Origin of the sequence: Stenotrophomonas acidaminiphila, assembly GCF_001431595.1 — a bacterium.
Lineage (GTDB): Bacteria > Pseudomonadota > Gammaproteobacteria > Xanthomonadales > Xanthomonadaceae > Stenotrophomonas > Stenotrophomonas acidaminiphila.
Map to the genome: position 1 here is coordinate 1 of NZ_LDJO01000047.1, position 14,394 is coordinate 14,394.

Sequence of the window (14,394 nt, forward strand, 5' to 3'; positions counted from 1 at the left end):
CCGCGCTGCTGATCGGCTGGAAATGCGAGAAATCGAAGCGCAGGCGGTCCGGCGCCACCAGCGAGCCCTTCTGCTGCACATGGCTGCCCAGCACTTCGCGCAGCGCGGCATGCAGCAGGTGGGTGGCCGAGTGGTTGAGGATGGTGGCACCGCGACGGGCGCTGTCGATCCCGCCGGCGAGCATGTCGCCGAGCTTGATCACGCCCTGCTTCACGGTACCGACGTGGCCGTGGAACTGGCCGGCGAACTTCTGCGTATCGGCAACCGCAAGCTCCACGCCGCTGCAGGACAGCATGCCGGTATCGCCAATCTGGCCGCCGGATTCAGCATAGAACGGCGTCCTGTCGGTGAACAGGATCACCTCGTCACCCGCCTGCACCTCCTCCACCGGACGGCCGCCCTTGAGCAGGGCAACCACCTTGAGGCCGTCGGCGTGCTGCTGGTCGTACCCCAGGAAGACGGTGGGCGACAGGGTCGCGACCAGCTCGGCGGGCAGCGTCACGCCACCGCCGAACTTGCCGGCGGCGCGCGCCATCTCGCGCTGGTGCTCCATGGCGCTGTCGAAGCCGGCCATGTCCACCGTCATGCCGCGCTCGCGGGCGATGTCGGCGGTCAGGTCGACCGGGAAGCCATAGGTGTCGTACAGGCGGAAGGCATCGGCACCCGGAATGACGCCATCGTCGACCTTGGCCGCGACGTCGTCGAAGATCTTCATGCCCGCGTCCAGGGTCTCGGCGAACCGCTCCTCCTCGGCCAGCAGCGCCTTGTGCACCGTGGTGGCGGCGGCCGGCAGCTCCGGATAGGCCTCACCCATCTGCTCGACCAGGGTCGGCACCAGCTTGTGGAAGAACGGCTGGCGCACGCCCAGCATCCAGCCATGGCGCAGGGCGCGGCGGATGATCCGGCGCAGCACATAGCCGCGGCCTTCGTTGGACGGCAGCACGCCATCGACGATGAGGAACGAGCAGGCGCGGATATGGTCGGCGATCACGCGCAGCGACTTGTTCTCCAGGTCGGCGGTGCCGGTCAGTCCGGCCGCCTGGCGGATCAGCGCCTGGAACAGGTCGATCTCGTAGTTGGTGTGCACGTGCTGCAGGATCGCCGCCAGGCGCTCCAGGCCCATGCCGGTATCCACGCACGGCGCCGGCAGCGGCACCAGGGTGCCGTCGGGCTGGCGGTCGAACTGCATGAACACCAGGTTCCAGATCTCGATGAAGCGGTCGCCATCCTCATCCGGCGAGCCCGGCGGGCCACCGGCGATGTGCTCGCCATGGTCGAAGAAGATCTCGGTGCACGGGCCACACGGGCCGGTATCGGCCATCTGCCAGAAATTATCCGAGGCATACGGCGCGCCCTTGTTGTCGCCGATGCGCACGATGCGCGCTTCCGGCACGCCGATCATGTCGCGCCAAAGCGCGTAGGCCTCGTCGTCGTTGTGGTAGACGGTGACCAGCAGGCGCTCGGCCGGCAGCTTCCAGACCTGGGTCAGCAGCTCCCATGCCCAGGCGATGGCGTCCTTCTTGAAGTAGTCGCCGAAGGACCAGTTGCCCAGCATCTCGAAGAAGGTGTGGTGGCGGGCGGTGTAGCCGACCGAGTCGAGGTCGTTGTGCTTGCCGCCGGCGCGCAGGCAGCGCTGGACGTCGGCTGCGCGCACATAACTGCGCTTCTCCGCGCCCAGGAACACATCCTTGAACTGCACCATGCCGGAATTGGTGAACAGCAGGGTCGGGTCGTTGCCCGGCACCAGCGGCGCCGAAGGCACGATGGTGTGGCCCTTCCCCTTGAAGAATTCGAGGAAGTCGGCGCGGATCTGTGAGGTGGTGAACTTTACGGGTGTATTCATGAGGACTGGCGATAGGCGGGCTGGCGGCAGCCGGCTCCCCACGCGGTGCGTGGACCCGGGACGGCCGAAACCCTGAAAGGGTATCAGGCCCGGTCCGTTCAGTCCTCAGGATCGTAGCGGGTGGCCTTGCGGATGCAGCCGCCATCGAAGCCGCGCCGGGCCAGCATGTCCGCGGCCTTGCGGCGCTGCGCCAGGTCCTGGGGCCCGTCGGGGCCGAAACGGCGGCGGACCAGGTCCTTGGCCAGCTCCGCCCAGTCGCCCTCGAAGGTAGCCAGCGCCGACTCGATCGCCTCGCTGTCCAGGCCATGCGTGCCCAGTTCGGCACGGATGTGCAGCGGGCCGTAGCCGCCACCGGTGCGGTTGCGCACCAGGGCCTCGGCGAACCGGGTGTCGTCCTGCCAGCCGTCCTCGGCCAGCCGCGCCACCGCGGCGTCCACCGCCTCGGGATCGACCCCGCGTGCCTTGAGTTTGCGCCCCAGCTCCTTGCGCGAATGTTCCCGCCGCACCAGCAGCCCGAGCGCGCGCTGCAACGGCGTCTGTTCACGCGGTCGCCGGGTGCGGCGCCCCGGCCGTTCCTCGCTGTCGTTCATCGCCCGCCATCACCCTGCACCGGCGCCGGGCACGCCATGCACCGGCGAAAACCGCGGGGATCGGGCGACGTCACTGACGATGCGCCGCCCGTCCCCGCGGGAAAATCACTCCTCGTCCGCGTCGTCACCGGCCTCACGCGCGGCATCGGCGGGCTGGAACTTCTCGCGCAGCTCGGCTTCGAGCCTGGCGGCCACCTGCGGGTTGTCGCGCAGGTAACCGCGGGCGTTGTCCTTGCCCTGGCCGATGCGCTCGTCGCCGTAGCTGTACCAGGCACCGGCCTTCTCCACGAGCTTGGCATCCACGCCCATGTCGATCAGTTCGCCTTCGCGGCTGATGCCTTCGCCGTACAGGATCTCGGTGACCACCTGCTTGAACGGGGGCGCCAGCTTGTTCTTGACCACCTTGATCTTGGTCTGGTTGCCGATGATCTCGTCACCCTTCTTGATCGCGCCGATGCGGCGGATGTCCAGGCGCACCGAGGCGTAGAACTTCAGCGCGTTGCCGCCGGTGGTGGTTTCCGGGCTCTGGCCCGGCATCATCACGCCGATCTTCATGCGCAGCTGGTTGATGAAGATCACCAGGGTGTTGGAGCGCTTGATGTTGCCGGTCAGCTTGCGCAGCGCCTGGCTCATCAGTCGTGCCTGCAGGCCGGGCAGCTGGTCGCCCATCTCGCCTTCGATTTCAGCCTTGGGGGTCAGCGCGGCGACCGAGTCGATCACCAGGATGTCCACCGAGCCCGAACGCACCAGCATGTCGGCGATTTCCAGCGCCTGTTCGCCGGTGTCAGGCTGCGACAGCAGCAGGTCGTCCACGTTCACGCCCAGCTTGGCGGCGTAGATCGGGTCCAGCGCATGCTCGGCGTCGATGAAGGCCGCGGTGCCGCCCTGCTTCTGGCACTCGGCGATGGCCTGCAGGGTCAGGGTGGTCTTGCCCGAGGATTCGGGACCATAGATCTCGACCACGCGACCCTTGGGCAGGCCGCCGATGCCCAGCGCGATGTCCAGCATCAGCGAGCCGGTGGGAATCGCCTCGACGGGCTCGACCACGCGGTCGCCCATGCGCATCACCGACCCCTTGCCGAACTGCTTTTCGATCTGGCCCAGGGCGGCAGCGAGCGCGCGCTTCTTGTTATCGTCCATCGGGGTCTTCCTCGTCGTTGATGTCATGGATTTCGTCATGGGTCCACTTTAGCGGGGGCGTATCGCACAGGCTGAGACTGTTGGCGATGCGGCCAGATTATCGGGGCGGGAAGGATACCGGCAGCCGCGCCTGTACCTGCCGCCCGTAGGAAAACCATCGCCCCTGCGATGGGGAAAATGCCGTCACCGGTTCGGCCTCAGCAGCCCGCAATACAGCCCTTCGATGGCGAAATCCTGGTCCGGGAGGACCTCGATGGGCGCATAGTCCGGATTGCGCGGCAGCAGGCGGATGCGGTCCTTGCCGACCTTGAGCAGCTTGACCGTGATCTCGTCGTCGATGCGCGCCACCACGATCTGTCCGGAGCGTGCGTCGCGGGTACGGTGCACGCCGATCAGGTCGCCATCGAAGATGCCCTCGTCGATCATCGAATCGCCCTGCACCTTCAGCAGGTAGTCCGGCGCCGGCGAGAAGAACACCTTGTCGAGCACCACGAAATCGTCCGATCCGATGTCCGCGCCGATCGGCAGGCCGGCGGCCACGCGCCCCAGTACCGGCAGCCGCAGCACCTGCTCCGCGGCCGCGGCCGGCGGTGCGGCGGCATCGGCCTCCTCGGCCGGGCGTACCAGGCGGATGCCCCGCGCCCGGCCCGGCACCCGCTCGATGGCGCCGGCCGCTTCCAGTGCATCCAGGTGGTATTGCGCCGAGCGCACCCCCTTGAAGCCGAAGGCGCGGGCGATCTCGGTCTGCGACGGCGGCATGCCTTCCGCATCGATGCGCTCGGCGATCATCTGCAGGATCGCCTGCTGGGTCTGGGTCAGGTCCATGGTTAGTAGTATTACTACTAACTGGCGCCACCGCAAGTACCTCGGGACGGCCGGGTTCGCGCCCGCTCCCGGGCCACCGGCAGGCGGGCCTAGGGGCGCCTGCCGCTGCGCCAGATCGAGAACAGGATCCACACCCCGCACAGGCCGGCGCCGAGGAAGCCGGCCACGCCCAGCGCCAGCAGCCAGCGGTTGCTGCCGCTGCCGATGCTGTTCATGACGATGGACGAGCCGATGATCAGGGCAGCGGTGACGATGCCGACGGTGAGGCGGTTGGCGGCGCGGTTGACCTGGTCGCCGAAGCCCTTCAGTCCCGGCGTGTCGACCATCAGGCGCATGCGCCCACGGCGCGCGGCCTGCAGCAGGCGGCGCATGTCGCGCGGCAGGTCGCCGGCCAGGTCCAGCGCGCCGAGCAGGCTGCGGCGACTGCGCCGCAGTACCGCGCGCGGCGCATAACGGCGGCGCATGATCCGCTCCAGGAACGGACGCGCGGCGCCGGCCATGTCGAAGTCCGGGTCCAGCTGCCGGCCCATGCCCTCCAGGGTCAGGAAGGTCTTGATCATCAACGCCAGGTCGGCCGGCAGGGTCAGCCCGTACTGTCGCAGCAGGGCGGTCACCTCGCCCAGCATCAGGCCGATGCGCAGGTCCTTGAGCGGCACCCCGCGGTACTGGTCGACGAAACTGCCCAGGTCCTGCTGCAGGCGCGATTCGTCCACCTCCACGCCACCGGCCCACTCCAGCAGCACGTCGGTCACCGCCTCGGGGTCCTGGGTCACCAGTCCGTGCAGCAACCGCGCTACCTGGAAGCGGCGCTGCTCGGACAATCGCCCGACCATGCCGAAATCGATGATGCCGATGCGGCCATCGGGCATGTAGAAAATGTTGCCCGGGTGTGGATCGGCGTGGAAACAACCGTCGTCGAGCACCATCTTGAGGATGATCGACGCACCGGTGTGCGCCAGCGCCACGCGGTCCAAGCCGGCGGCATCGACCGCGTCCAGGTCGCGCCCGGGAATGCCGTCGACGAAATCCTGCACGTTGAGGCTCTCGCAGGTCCACTGCCAGTGCACGCGCGGGATCAGCACCTCCGGATGACCGGCGAAGTTGCCGGCGATGCGCTCGGCATTGCGGCATTCGGCGGCGAAATCCAGCTCGCGGCGCAGCGACCGGGTGAACTGCTCCACCACTTCCGCTGGCCGGTAGCGGCGCAGGTCCGGCAAGCGCGCCTCGATGATCACGGCCAGCCGCGCCAGCAGGCGCAGGTCGGCCTCGATCACCTCGCGGATGCCGGGCCGGCGCACCTTCAGCACCACCGGCGTGCCGTCGTGCAGCCAGGCCCGGTGCGCCTGCGCCAGCGAGGCCGCGGCCATCGGCCGTTGCTCGAGCCGGGCGAAGGCCTGTTCCGGCGGCTGACCGAGGTCGGCTTCCAGCTGCCCGCGCACCTGTTCGTAGGGCAATGCCGGCACCGCGTTCTGCAGTTCGCTGAACTCGGCGATCCACTCCGGCGGGAACAGGTCCACGCGCGTGGCCAGCACCTGCCCCAGCTTGACGAAGGTCGGGCCGAGGTCTTCCATCGCCCGCCGCACCCGCACCGGCGCGGACATCTGCAGCATCTGGCCGGGATCGTTCCAGTGCAGCAGGCGCCCGGCGCGCTGCAGGACATCGGCCAGGCCGACGCGGCGGACCACGTCGCCGAAACCATAACGGATCAGGACGGCGGCAATTTCCTGCAGCCGCCCCAGGTCGCGCACCGTACCCAGCGCCTCCCACATCAGGCGCGCCCTCCGCAGCGGGGCCGCTGGCCATGCATCACAGCAGAGCCTCCAACCCCTCCAGCGCGCGGGCCACGGTCTGCCGTCGCACCGCATCGCGGTCGCCGTCGAAGTGGAAGCGCTCGGCATGGGTGTAGCCGCCGCGCCGCTTCCAGCCGATCCACACCGTGCCGACCGGCTTGTCGGCGCTGCCGCCACCCGGCCCGGCGATGCCGGTGACGGCCACCGCGACGCTGGCGCCGGAATGCACCAGCGCACCGGAAACCATCTCGATCACTGTTTCGCGGCTCACCGCGCCCTGGCTTTCCAGCGTCTGCGGGCGCACCCCGAGCAGCGCCTGCTTGGCTTCGTAGCTGTAGGCCACCATGCCGCTGTCGAACCAGTCCGAAGAGCCGGCCACGCCGGTCATGGCCTTGGCGATCCAGCCGCCGGTGCAGCTCTCGGCGGTGACCACGCGGTCGCGCGCAGCGCGCAGGCGCTCGCCGATGCGGGTGGCGAGTCGCTCCAGTTCGAGATCGTCGGGCGTGGTGGCCATGTCGTCGCCTGCATGAACGGTTGTCCCGTTGTAACGAAAAACGCGCGGCGGCGAAACCGCCGCCGCGTCCGCCGCGCTCAGCGGTCGCAGCCTTCCAGCTTCAGTGTCTGCCCGGGCTTGATCGCATAGGCCGGCGCACGCAGTCCATTGGCACGCGCCAGGGCCGGCACCTCGCACTGGAAACGTGCCGCGATGCGACCGAGGGTGTCGCCCTTGGCGACCTTGTAGCTGCGCGCGGCCGGGCGCCGCGCCGGGCGTGCCGGCGCGACCGGCGCGGTGGCGGCAGGCGCGGCCGCCTGCATCGCCTGCACGTCGCCCACCGCCACGTTGCCGGTGTAGCTGGCGGCCTGCGGCCGCTTGATCGCGGCATTCACGTCGGCGGTGATCAATGCCCGCGCCAGGTCCGCGCGCGGTCCGTTCACGCAATGCCGGTTGTACAGCCCGGCGATGCGGGTGGTGGCATTGATGGTGGTGCCGGCGGGAATCCAGCCATCGGCCTCGTAGCGCGGGTTGAGGTTGCGCAGCACGCGCATGTAGCCGTCGCGGGTACCGGCGCTGCCAAGGCAGATGGTCAGTTCGTAGATCGTGGTGGACCTGGCCAGGCGGATCGTCGCCGGCTGCGCGTTGACCTTGGGGAACTCGACGCCGTACTGCTGCGGGTGCAGGAAGATCCACGCCGCGGCGATCACCATCGGCACGTAGTCCTTGGTCTCGCCCGGGAACTGGTTGTAGATCGAATCGGTCCAGAAGCCCTGCCCGCCGCCCTGGTTGAACACCCGCAGCGCGCGGCCTTCGCCACCGTTGTAGGCGGCCAGCGCCAGCTCGATGTTGCGGTTGAGCTGGCCCATGCGCTCGTTCATGTAGGAGGCGCTGGCCTCGGCGGCACTGCGCGCGTCGAAGCGGGTATCGAAGCCGGTGCCGTCCGGGCCGAGACCGAAGCGGCGGCCGGTGGCCGGCATGAACTGCATCAGCCCCGCCGCCCCCGCCCGCGAGGAGGCGTGCACGCGGCCGTTGGACTCCTTGGCCATGATGCCGAACAGCAGCGCCTCCGGCAGACCGCGCTTTTCCCACTCCGGCCACATCACCGCACGCAGGTTCATGTAGTTCTCGTAGCTGGTCAGCAGCGCCGGGCGCATGTCGGTCAGCCAGCGGCGGATACCGGCCTGGATGGCCGGGTTGTATTCGACCATCTCGTCGAAGGCATGGCGGTGGTCGTTGAGCAGCGCCGCGGCGCGGGCGGCCTCCGGCACATCGGCCACCAGCGGGCCGACATGGTCGGGGTCTGCCTCCAGCGTGTCGCCGGCCTCGTCCGCGGCATCGCCGGCGCTGTCATCGGCCTGCTTCTTCAGCAGCCGCTTGTAAGTGGACAGCAGGTTGCCCACCTGGCAGCCCTTCTGGCCGATGCAGGCGTCGATCACGTCCTCCATGTCCTCCAGCGCCGCATTGCCCTCGGCGGTGCCCTTGGGGTCGGCGTTGGCGACCAGCAGCAGCGCGTCGGTATAGCGCTTCTCGGCCGCGGCCATGCGCTGTTCGATCGCCTCGATCCGCCCCTTGTCGCGGGCGGACACGCGCTGCGCATGCGCGGTGGGAATGGCGATCAGCAGCGAGGCGGCGACCAGCAGCGAGCAACGACGGGCGGACGGAACGGAAGCGGGCATCAGCGGCATTACGGGCGGAAAGGCTGGCAGGGTAGCCGCCGGCCTCGCTGCCCGGCAACCGGAACGATCAGGCGATACAGTCGGCAGCTAGAATCCACCCACGAACATCCGGGAGCACTGCATGGACCCCATCCTGATCGGCAAGGGCATCACCGACGACATCGCCGTCACCCTGCTTCCGCGCTTCGGCAACCGCCATGGCCTGGTGGCCGGCGCCACCGGCACCGGCAAGACGGTGACGCTGATGACCCTGGCCGAGGGCTTCTCGCGGCTGGGCGTACCGGTGTTCCTGGCCGACGTGAAGGGCGACGTGGCCGGCCTGGCCGTGCCCGGCGACGGCGGCGAGAAGCTGGCCCAGCGCGCCGCCGAGATCGGCGTGGCCGGCTATGCCCCGGCCGCCAGCCCGGTGGTGTTCTGGGACCTGTACGGCCAGCTCGGCCACCCGGTGCGGACCACGGTCAGCGAGATGGGGCCGACCCTGCTGGCGCGCATCCTCGAACTCAACGACACCCAGGCCGGGGTGCTCGACATCGTGTTCAAGCTGGCCGACGACCGCGGCCTGCTGCTGCTCGACCTTGACGACCTGCGCGCCCTGCTCAACCTGGTGGCCGAGGAGCGCAAGGACGTGTCCACCGAGTACGGGCTGGTCAGCGCGCAGTCGGTGGCGGCGATCCAGCGTGCGCTGCTGCGCCTGTCGCAGGACGGCGGCGAGAAGTTCTTCGGCGAACCGGCGCTGGAACTGGCCGACATCATGCGCATCAACCACGACGGCCGCGGGGTGATCGGCATCCTCGCCGCGGCGCAGCTGATCCTCAAGCCGCGCCTGTATTCGACCTTCCTCCTGTGGCTGCTGTCCGAGCTGTTCGAGAAACTGCCGGAAGTGGGCGACCTGGAGAAGCCGAAGCTGGTCTTCATCTTCGACGAGGCGCACCTGCTGTTCGACGACGCCCCGGCCGCGCTGGTGCAGCGCATCGAGCAGGTGGTGCGGCTGATCCGCTCCAAGGGCGTGGGCGTGTATTTCTGCTCGCAGTTCCCCGACGACGTCCCGGCCAACATCCTCGGCCAGCTCGGCAACCGCGTGCAGCACGCGCTGCGCGCCTTCACCCCGCGCGACCAGAAGGCGGTGAAGACCGCGGCCGAGACCTTCGTCCCGAACCCCCGGCTCGACGTGGTCGCCACGCTGTCGCAGCTGGGCACCGGCGAGGCACTGGTGTCCACCCTGCAGGACAAGGGGGTGCCTTCGCCCGTGCAGAAGACCCTGGTGGCACCGCCACGCTGCCGCATGGGGTCGATCACCGATGCCGAGCGTGCCCAGGTGCGTGCCGGCAGCCCCGTGGGAGGACGCTACGACAACGCGGTCAACCGCGAATCGGCGGCCGAGATCCTGGCCCGGCGCACGCAGCAGGCAGCCGAACAGGCCAAGGCGCCGGCCGCCCGCACCCGCGAACAGGACGATGGCCAGGAAGGCGGCTTCAGCCAGGCCATCAAGGACGCCATCTTCGGCACCAGGCGCCGCCAGGGCATGATCGAGACCATGGCCAAGCAGACCACGCGCACGGTCGGCACCAAACTGGGCAACCAGATCGTGCGCGGCATCCTCGGCGGGATATTCGGCGGCAAGCGCTGACCGCTGTCCGCGGCCGCCATCGCTTTCACCTGTGGGCGCCATCGAACCGCGCGCCTCGATGCGACGGTGGGGGTCGCCCTGCCGCCGGCCGCGATGGCCCCGTGCATCGGCCCCGACCGCAATGGTGTCGTCCGCGGCGGCGTCGCCGCCGTGGGTGGCTTGCGCAGCGGCAGGATCGGCCGTGCCCGGCATCCATGTCGATGCGCCGCAGCTTCGGCCATCGATTGGCCTGGCGCACGCGTGCGCGGCTACCATGCGCCCGGTCTTCCCGATGTTCCATCGCAATGAGCCGCTGGCGCCCCCCTGCAGAAAAAAGCACCGCCCTGATCACCGCCCGGGGCCATGCGCGGCTGAAGGCCGAACTGGACGAGCTGTGGCGCCAGCGCCGGCCCGAAGTGGTCAAGGCGCTGGCCGCCGCCGCGGCCGAAGGCGACCGCTCGGAGAACGCCGAGTACACCTACCGCAAGAAGCAGCTCGGCGAGATCGACCGCCGCGTGCGCTACCTGAGCAAGCGCCTGGAAGCGCTGCGGGTGGTGGATACCCGCCCCAGCGACCCGCAGGCGGTGTTCTTCGGCGCCACGGTGGAACTGGAGAACGTCCAGTCCGGCCAGGTCCACGTCTACCGCATCGTCGGCCCGGATGAAACCGATGCGACCGCTGGCTGGATCAGCATCGATTCGCCGCTGGCCCGCGCGCTGCTGAAAAGGCGCATCGACGACGAATTCGAGGTGGAACTGCCCGGCGGACGGCAGGGGTTCGCCATCATCGGCATCGACTACGACGCCGGGTGATGCCCCGCCACGGCGCGGCGAGCCGGCCCGCAACGGCCGTGCGACCGGGCCCCGCCCCCGGCCCTGCGCCGGCCAGGCCAGCTGGCCTGCACGCCCACCCGGCAACCCCCGCATGGCCGGACGCGCGCACCATGCCCGACGAACCCGGAATCCGTCAGCGCAGCGGCCCGGGGTACGTGCGCCCTTCGCGCAGCGGCCGGAAATAGCCGGCTTCGGCGTAGAAGGCGTCGTCCTGCCGCGGCTGCCAGCCCGGCACCCCGGCCAGCGGCAGCGGACGCAGCTGCAGCGGATCGCCGAGGATCTCGCCGGCGGCTATCGCCGCGGCCACGCGCGCCACGCAGGCCGCATCGTCCGTGCCCTGCACCGCCACGCAGCGCCCGACCAGGCGCCGCCCGGGTACCAGCGCCTGCTCCATCAGCGCGTGCCCGATCACCGCGGCCACGCCGATGCCGCCGTCATGCCAGCGCGCGGCCTGCGCGGCGAACAGCGCGTGCCAGCGATGGCCATCCCACAGCGGCAGCAGGGCCGGATCGGCAATGCGCACGATCACCCCGCATTCGTCGAACTGGGGCAGCGCCTGCTGCGCACGGTTGCGCCGCTGCGGACCCATCGCGTCGATATGCAGGCACTGGCGCGCGTTGAGCGCCGACTTGATCGCCGGGAAACGCGCCCAGACCAGCGCGTTGAACAGGTCGTGCCAGTTCTCCGGGCGGGTGGCGATGCGCCCCTGCGCGGCGATGCGCGTTTCATAGTGCAGGCCATCGCCGAGCAGCGCCTTGTCCTGCACCACGAAGCGCCGCCCAGGCAGCGGCAGCGCCGCGTTGAGCGCATCGATATCCGGCCATTCCGTCGCCACCAGCAGCGTGCGGTGAGCGGCATCGCACTCCAGCAACGGATGCCCGAAACACGCCGGATCGACCTGCCCGCGCGGCGGCGCGACGAAGCGCCGCCGATCCGGACCGATGCCAGCGCCGGCATCGTCCTGCGCCGCGCGCGCGCCACGCGGCTGGCCGGTCACAGCACCTTGAGGTCGAACGGCGTGGCGCCCGGCTTGACGAGCGCGTCGCCGAACAGGTCGTGCTCATCGCTGTCGGTGATTTCCACGTCGACGAAATCGCCCACGCGCAGCCCCGCCGCGTCGGCATTCTGGATATGCACCAGGCCGTCGATCTCAGGCGCATCGGCCTTGGAGCGCGCCACCGCGATGCCGTCCTCGATGGCGTCCACCAGGCATTGCTGCACGCTGCCGACCTTGGCCTCGAGCCTGGCCGCGGAAATGGCCGCCTGCTTCTCCATGAAGCGCGCCAGACGCTCCTGCTTCACTGCTTCAGGCACCGGGTCCGGCAGCTGGTTGGCGGTCGCCCCTTCCACCGGCGAGTAGGCGAAGGCGCCGACGCGGTCGAGCTGGGCGGCATCGAGGAACTCGAGCAGCTGCTCGAACTCGGCCTCGGTCTCGCCCGGGAAGCCGACGATGAAGGTCGAGCGCACGGTGATGTCCGGGCAGGTTTCGCGCCAGCGCAGCACCCGTTCCAGGGTCTTGTCGACCGCGCCCGGGCGCTTCATCAGCTTGAGGATGCGCGGGCTGGCGTGCTGGAACGGGATGTCCAGGTACGGCAGGACCCTGCCCTCGGCCATCAGCGGCACGATGTCGTCCACGTGCGGATACGGGTAGACGTAGTGCAGGCGGCTCCATGCGTCCAGCTCGGACAGGCCCTCGCACAGCGCCTTCATGCGCGTGGCGTACTCCCTGCCGCGCCAGGTGCCCGGCGCGTACTTGCGGTCCACGCCGTAGGCCGAGGTGTCCTGCGACACCACCAGCAGTTCGCGCACGCCGCCCTTGACCAGGCGCTCGGCCTCGCGCAGCACGTCCTCCACCGGGCGCGACACCAGGTCGCCGCGCATCGACGGGATGATGCAGAAGCTGCAGCGGTGGTTGCAGCCCTCGGAAATCTTCAGGTAGGCATAGTGGCGCGGGGTCAGCTTGATCCCGTAATCCGGCACCAGGTCCACGAACGGGTCGTGCCTGGGCGGCAGCGCGGCATGCACCGCGTCCATCACGCTGGTGTAATCCTGCGGCCCGGACACCGACAGTACGTCCGGGTACTGCTCGCGGATCATCTCCGACTTCTTGCCCAGGCAGCCGGTGACGATGACCTTGCCGTTCTCGTTCATCGCCTCGCCGATGGCGTCCAGCGATTCGGCCACGGCCGAGTCGATGAAGCCGCAGGTATTGACCACCACGACGTCGGCCGAGTCGTAGGACGGCACGATGTCGTAGCCCTCCACCCGCAACTGGGTGAGGATACGCTCGGAATCGACGAGGGCCTTCGGGCAGCCAAGGCTGACGAAGCCGACTTTGGGGTTCAGCTGGGACATGGGGTCTGGCGGTTCTGTAAGGCCGGGGCCGGAATGGCCGCGGGGCCGTGAGGGCGGCGATTATACCGGCCGGGTGCCGGCGCTACCCGGCAGCGGCCTTAACATGGGCATCGACCATTCCCCGCGCGCCACGGAGTCGCCCATGAACCACTGGATCACCCTCGCAACCGCCCATGGCCCGGTACGCGCCTGGCAGGCCCTGCCCGACGGCCCCGCGCGTGGCGGGCTGGTGGTGATCCAGGAGATCTTCGGCGCCAACGCCCATGTCCGCCACGTCGCCGACCAGTACGCAGGCGAGGGCTACGCGGTGCTGGCCCCCTCCTTCTTCGACCCGATCGAACCGGGGCTGGAGCTGGACTACGACGCCGCCGGCACCGCCCGGGGCAAGGCGCTGGTGGACGCGCTGGGCGTGGACCGCGCCGTGGACATCGTCGATGCCGCCGCGCGCGCCCTGTCCGGCCACGGCAAGGTCGGGACCGTGGGTTACTGCTGGGGCGGCACCATCGCCCTGCTCGCCGCGCAGCGGCTTGGCCTGCCCTCGGCCAGCTATTACGGCGCACGCAACGTGCCGTTCCTGGATGCGCCGTTCAAGGCCCCGGCGATCTTCCATTTCGGCGCGCAGGACCCCTCGATCCCACCGGCCGCCGTTGCAGCGCACCGTGAAAAGCAACCGTCGATGCAGGTATACGTGTACCCGGCCGGCCACGCCTTCAACCGCGAGGTCGGCGCGCATTACCACGCTCCGAGCGCCGCGCTGGCGCGCGAACGCACCTTGGCCTTCCTCAGCGAGAACCTGCGATGACCGAAGTTGTGACGTCCGATTTCGAGCTTGACACCCGCCTTGCCGCCGACAGCGTCCTGATCGCCGACGGCCCGCTGTCCCAGATCCGCCTGATGAACGACGACCGCTTCCCCTGGGTCGTGCTGGTCCCGCGCGTCCCCGGCGCCAGCGAGTGGATCGACCTGGACGGCAGCCAGCAGCGCCTGCTGCTGGCCGAGATCAACCAGGTCTCGCGCCACCTGAAGCAGAAGCCCAATGTCACCAAGCTCAACATCGGCGCGCTGGGCAACATCGTGCCGCAGCTGCACATCCACCTGGTCGGCCGCCACGAAGGCGATGCCGCCTGGCCCGGCCCGGTCTGGGGCAGCGGCCCGGCGCAGCGCTTCGACCCCGGGGTGCTGGCCGAGCGTGTCGAAATCTGGCGCCAGCGGCTACGATAGCCGCCACTTCATCCAAGGA

The 14,394-nt window shown here is 69.6% G+C and carries 13 protein-coding genes; 4 read left to right on the forward strand and 9 right to left on the reverse strand.

Features of this window, described 5'->3' with window-relative positions; translation table 11 throughout:
* The 7 genes from alaS to ABB33_RS13625 all read right to left on the reverse strand — a co-directional run.
* Nucleotides 1-1,843 (reverse strand): alanine--tRNA ligase (gene alaS / locus ABB33_RS13595; RefSeq protein ID WP_056932465.1); only part of this gene is annotated, 1,843 nt, incomplete at its 3' end.
* Nucleotides 1,844-1,941: 98 nt separating this feature from the next.
* On the reverse strand, nucleotides 1,942-2,433 hold the full coding sequence (gene recX / locus ABB33_RS13600) for a recombination regulator RecX (protein ID WP_056932466.1): 492 nt from the start codon (nucleotides 2,431-2,433) through the stop codon (nucleotides 1,942-1,944).
* A gap of 105 nt (nucleotides 2,434-2,538) precedes the next feature.
* A complete protein-coding gene (gene recA / locus ABB33_RS13605) occupies nucleotides 2,539-3,573 on the reverse strand; it encodes a recombinase RecA (protein WP_054666650.1) in 1,035 nt (344 codons plus the stop codon).
* 183 nt (nucleotides 3,574-3,756) lie between these two features.
* Nucleotides 3,757-4,398, reverse strand: a complete 642-nt coding sequence (lexA, locus tag ABB33_RS13610) for a transcriptional repressor LexA (RefSeq protein WP_054666651.1) — start codon at nucleotides 4,396-4,398, stop codon at nucleotides 3,757-3,759.
* An 89-nt stretch (nucleotides 4,399-4,487) separates the two neighbouring features.
* A complete protein-coding gene (gene ubiB / locus ABB33_RS13615; protein ID WP_054666653.1) occupies nucleotides 4,488-6,167 on the reverse strand; it encodes a 2-polyprenylphenol 6-hydroxylase in 1,680 nt (559 codons plus the stop codon).
* A gap of 37 nt (nucleotides 6,168-6,204) precedes the next feature.
* Complete coding sequence (locus ABB33_RS13620) at nucleotides 6,205-6,702, reverse strand: CinA family protein (protein WP_054666655.1); 498 nt, start codon at nucleotides 6,700-6,702, stop codon at nucleotides 6,205-6,207.
* Between the two features lie 77 nt (nucleotides 6,703-6,779).
* Nucleotides 6,780-8,360, reverse strand: coding sequence for a transglycosylase SLT domain-containing protein (locus ABB33_RS13625; protein ID WP_056932472.1), 1,581 nt, complete (start codon nucleotides 8,358-8,360; stop codon nucleotides 6,780-6,782).
* A gap of 121 nt (nucleotides 8,361-8,481) precedes the next feature.
* Between ABB33_RS13625 and ABB33_RS13630 the strand changes: the two genes are divergently transcribed.
* Both ABB33_RS13630 and greB read left to right on the forward strand, forming a co-directional pair.
* Nucleotides 8,482-9,987, forward strand: a complete 1,506-nt coding sequence (locus ABB33_RS13630) for a helicase HerA-like domain-containing protein (RefSeq protein WP_056932467.1) — start codon at nucleotides 8,482-8,484, stop codon at nucleotides 9,985-9,987.
* Between the two features lie 284 nt (nucleotides 9,988-10,271).
* Complete coding sequence (gene greB / locus ABB33_RS13635; protein ID WP_056932468.1) at nucleotides 10,272-10,778, forward strand: transcription elongation factor GreB; 507 nt, start codon at nucleotides 10,272-10,274, stop codon at nucleotides 10,776-10,778.
* A gap of 154 nt (nucleotides 10,779-10,932) precedes the next feature.
* Here the strand turns inward: greB and ABB33_RS13640 are convergent, their stop codons facing one another.
* Entirely contained in the window at nucleotides 10,933-11,796 is an 864-nt protein-coding gene (locus tag ABB33_RS13640) for a DUF3025 domain-containing protein (protein ID WP_056932469.1), read from the reverse strand.
* Entirely contained in the window at nucleotides 11,793-13,154 is a 1,362-nt protein-coding gene (rimO, locus tag ABB33_RS13645) for a 30S ribosomal protein S12 methylthiotransferase RimO (RefSeq protein WP_054666663.1), read from the reverse strand. The genes ABB33_RS13640 and rimO overlap by 4 nt, the downstream gene beginning before the upstream one ends.
* Nucleotides 13,155-13,296: 142 nt before the next feature.
* Between rimO and ABB33_RS13650 the strand changes: the two genes are divergently transcribed.
* Nucleotides 13,297-13,956 carry a dienelactone hydrolase family protein gene (locus ABB33_RS13650; protein ID WP_054668713.1) on the forward strand — a complete coding sequence of 220 codons (660 nt, stop codon included), beginning with the start codon at nucleotides 13,297-13,299 and terminating at the stop codon, nucleotides 13,954-13,956.
* Nucleotides 13,953-14,375, forward strand: coding sequence for an HIT domain-containing protein (locus ABB33_RS13655; protein ID WP_054666665.1), 423 nt, complete (start codon nucleotides 13,953-13,955; stop codon nucleotides 14,373-14,375). The genes ABB33_RS13650 and ABB33_RS13655 overlap by 4 nt, the downstream gene beginning before the upstream one ends.
* Nucleotides 14,376-14,394: the final 19 nt, after the last annotated feature.

Excerpts from the sequence above, each read along its gene's own strand:
- ABB33_RS13650 (WP_054668713.1), top strand. The coding sequence starts at position 13,297 with ATGAACCACTGGATCACCCTCGCAACCGCCCATGGCCCGGTACGCGCC.
- recA (WP_054666650.1), bottom strand. The coding sequence starts at position 3,573 with ATGGACGATAACAAGAAGCGCGCGCTCGCTGCCGCCCTGGGCCAGATC.
- recX (WP_056932466.1), bottom strand. The coding sequence starts at position 2,433 with ATGAACGACAGCGAGGAACGGCCGGGGCGCCGCACCCGGCGACCGCGT.
- ABB33_RS13655 (WP_054666665.1), top strand. The coding sequence starts at position 13,953 with ATGACCGAAGTTGTGACGTCCGATTTCGAGCTTGACACCCGCCTTGCC.
- ABB33_RS13620 (WP_054666655.1), bottom strand. The coding sequence starts at position 6,702 with ATGGCCACCACGCCCGACGATCTCGAACTGGAGCGACTCGCCACCCGC.
- greB (WP_056932468.1), top strand. The coding sequence starts at position 10,272 with ATGAGCCGCTGGCGCCCCCCTGCAGAAAAAAGCACCGCCCTGATCACC.
- rimO (WP_054666663.1), bottom strand. The coding sequence starts at position 13,154 with ATGTCCCAGCTGAACCCCAAAGTCGGCTTCGTCAGCCTTGGCTGCCCG.
- ABB33_RS13630 (WP_056932467.1), top strand. The coding sequence starts at position 8,482 with ATGGACCCCATCCTGATCGGCAAGGGCATCACCGACGACATCGCCGTC.
- lexA (WP_054666651.1), bottom strand. The coding sequence starts at position 4,398 with ATGGACCTGACCCAGACCCAGCAGGCGATCCTGCAGATGATCGCCGAG.
- ubiB (WP_054666653.1), bottom strand. The coding sequence starts at position 6,167 with ATGTGGGAGGCGCTGGGTACGGTGCGCGACCTGGGGCGGCTGCAGGAA.
- ABB33_RS13625 (WP_056932472.1), bottom strand. The coding sequence starts at position 8,360 with ATGCCCGCTTCCGTTCCGTCCGCCCGTCGTTGCTCGCTGCTGGTCGCC.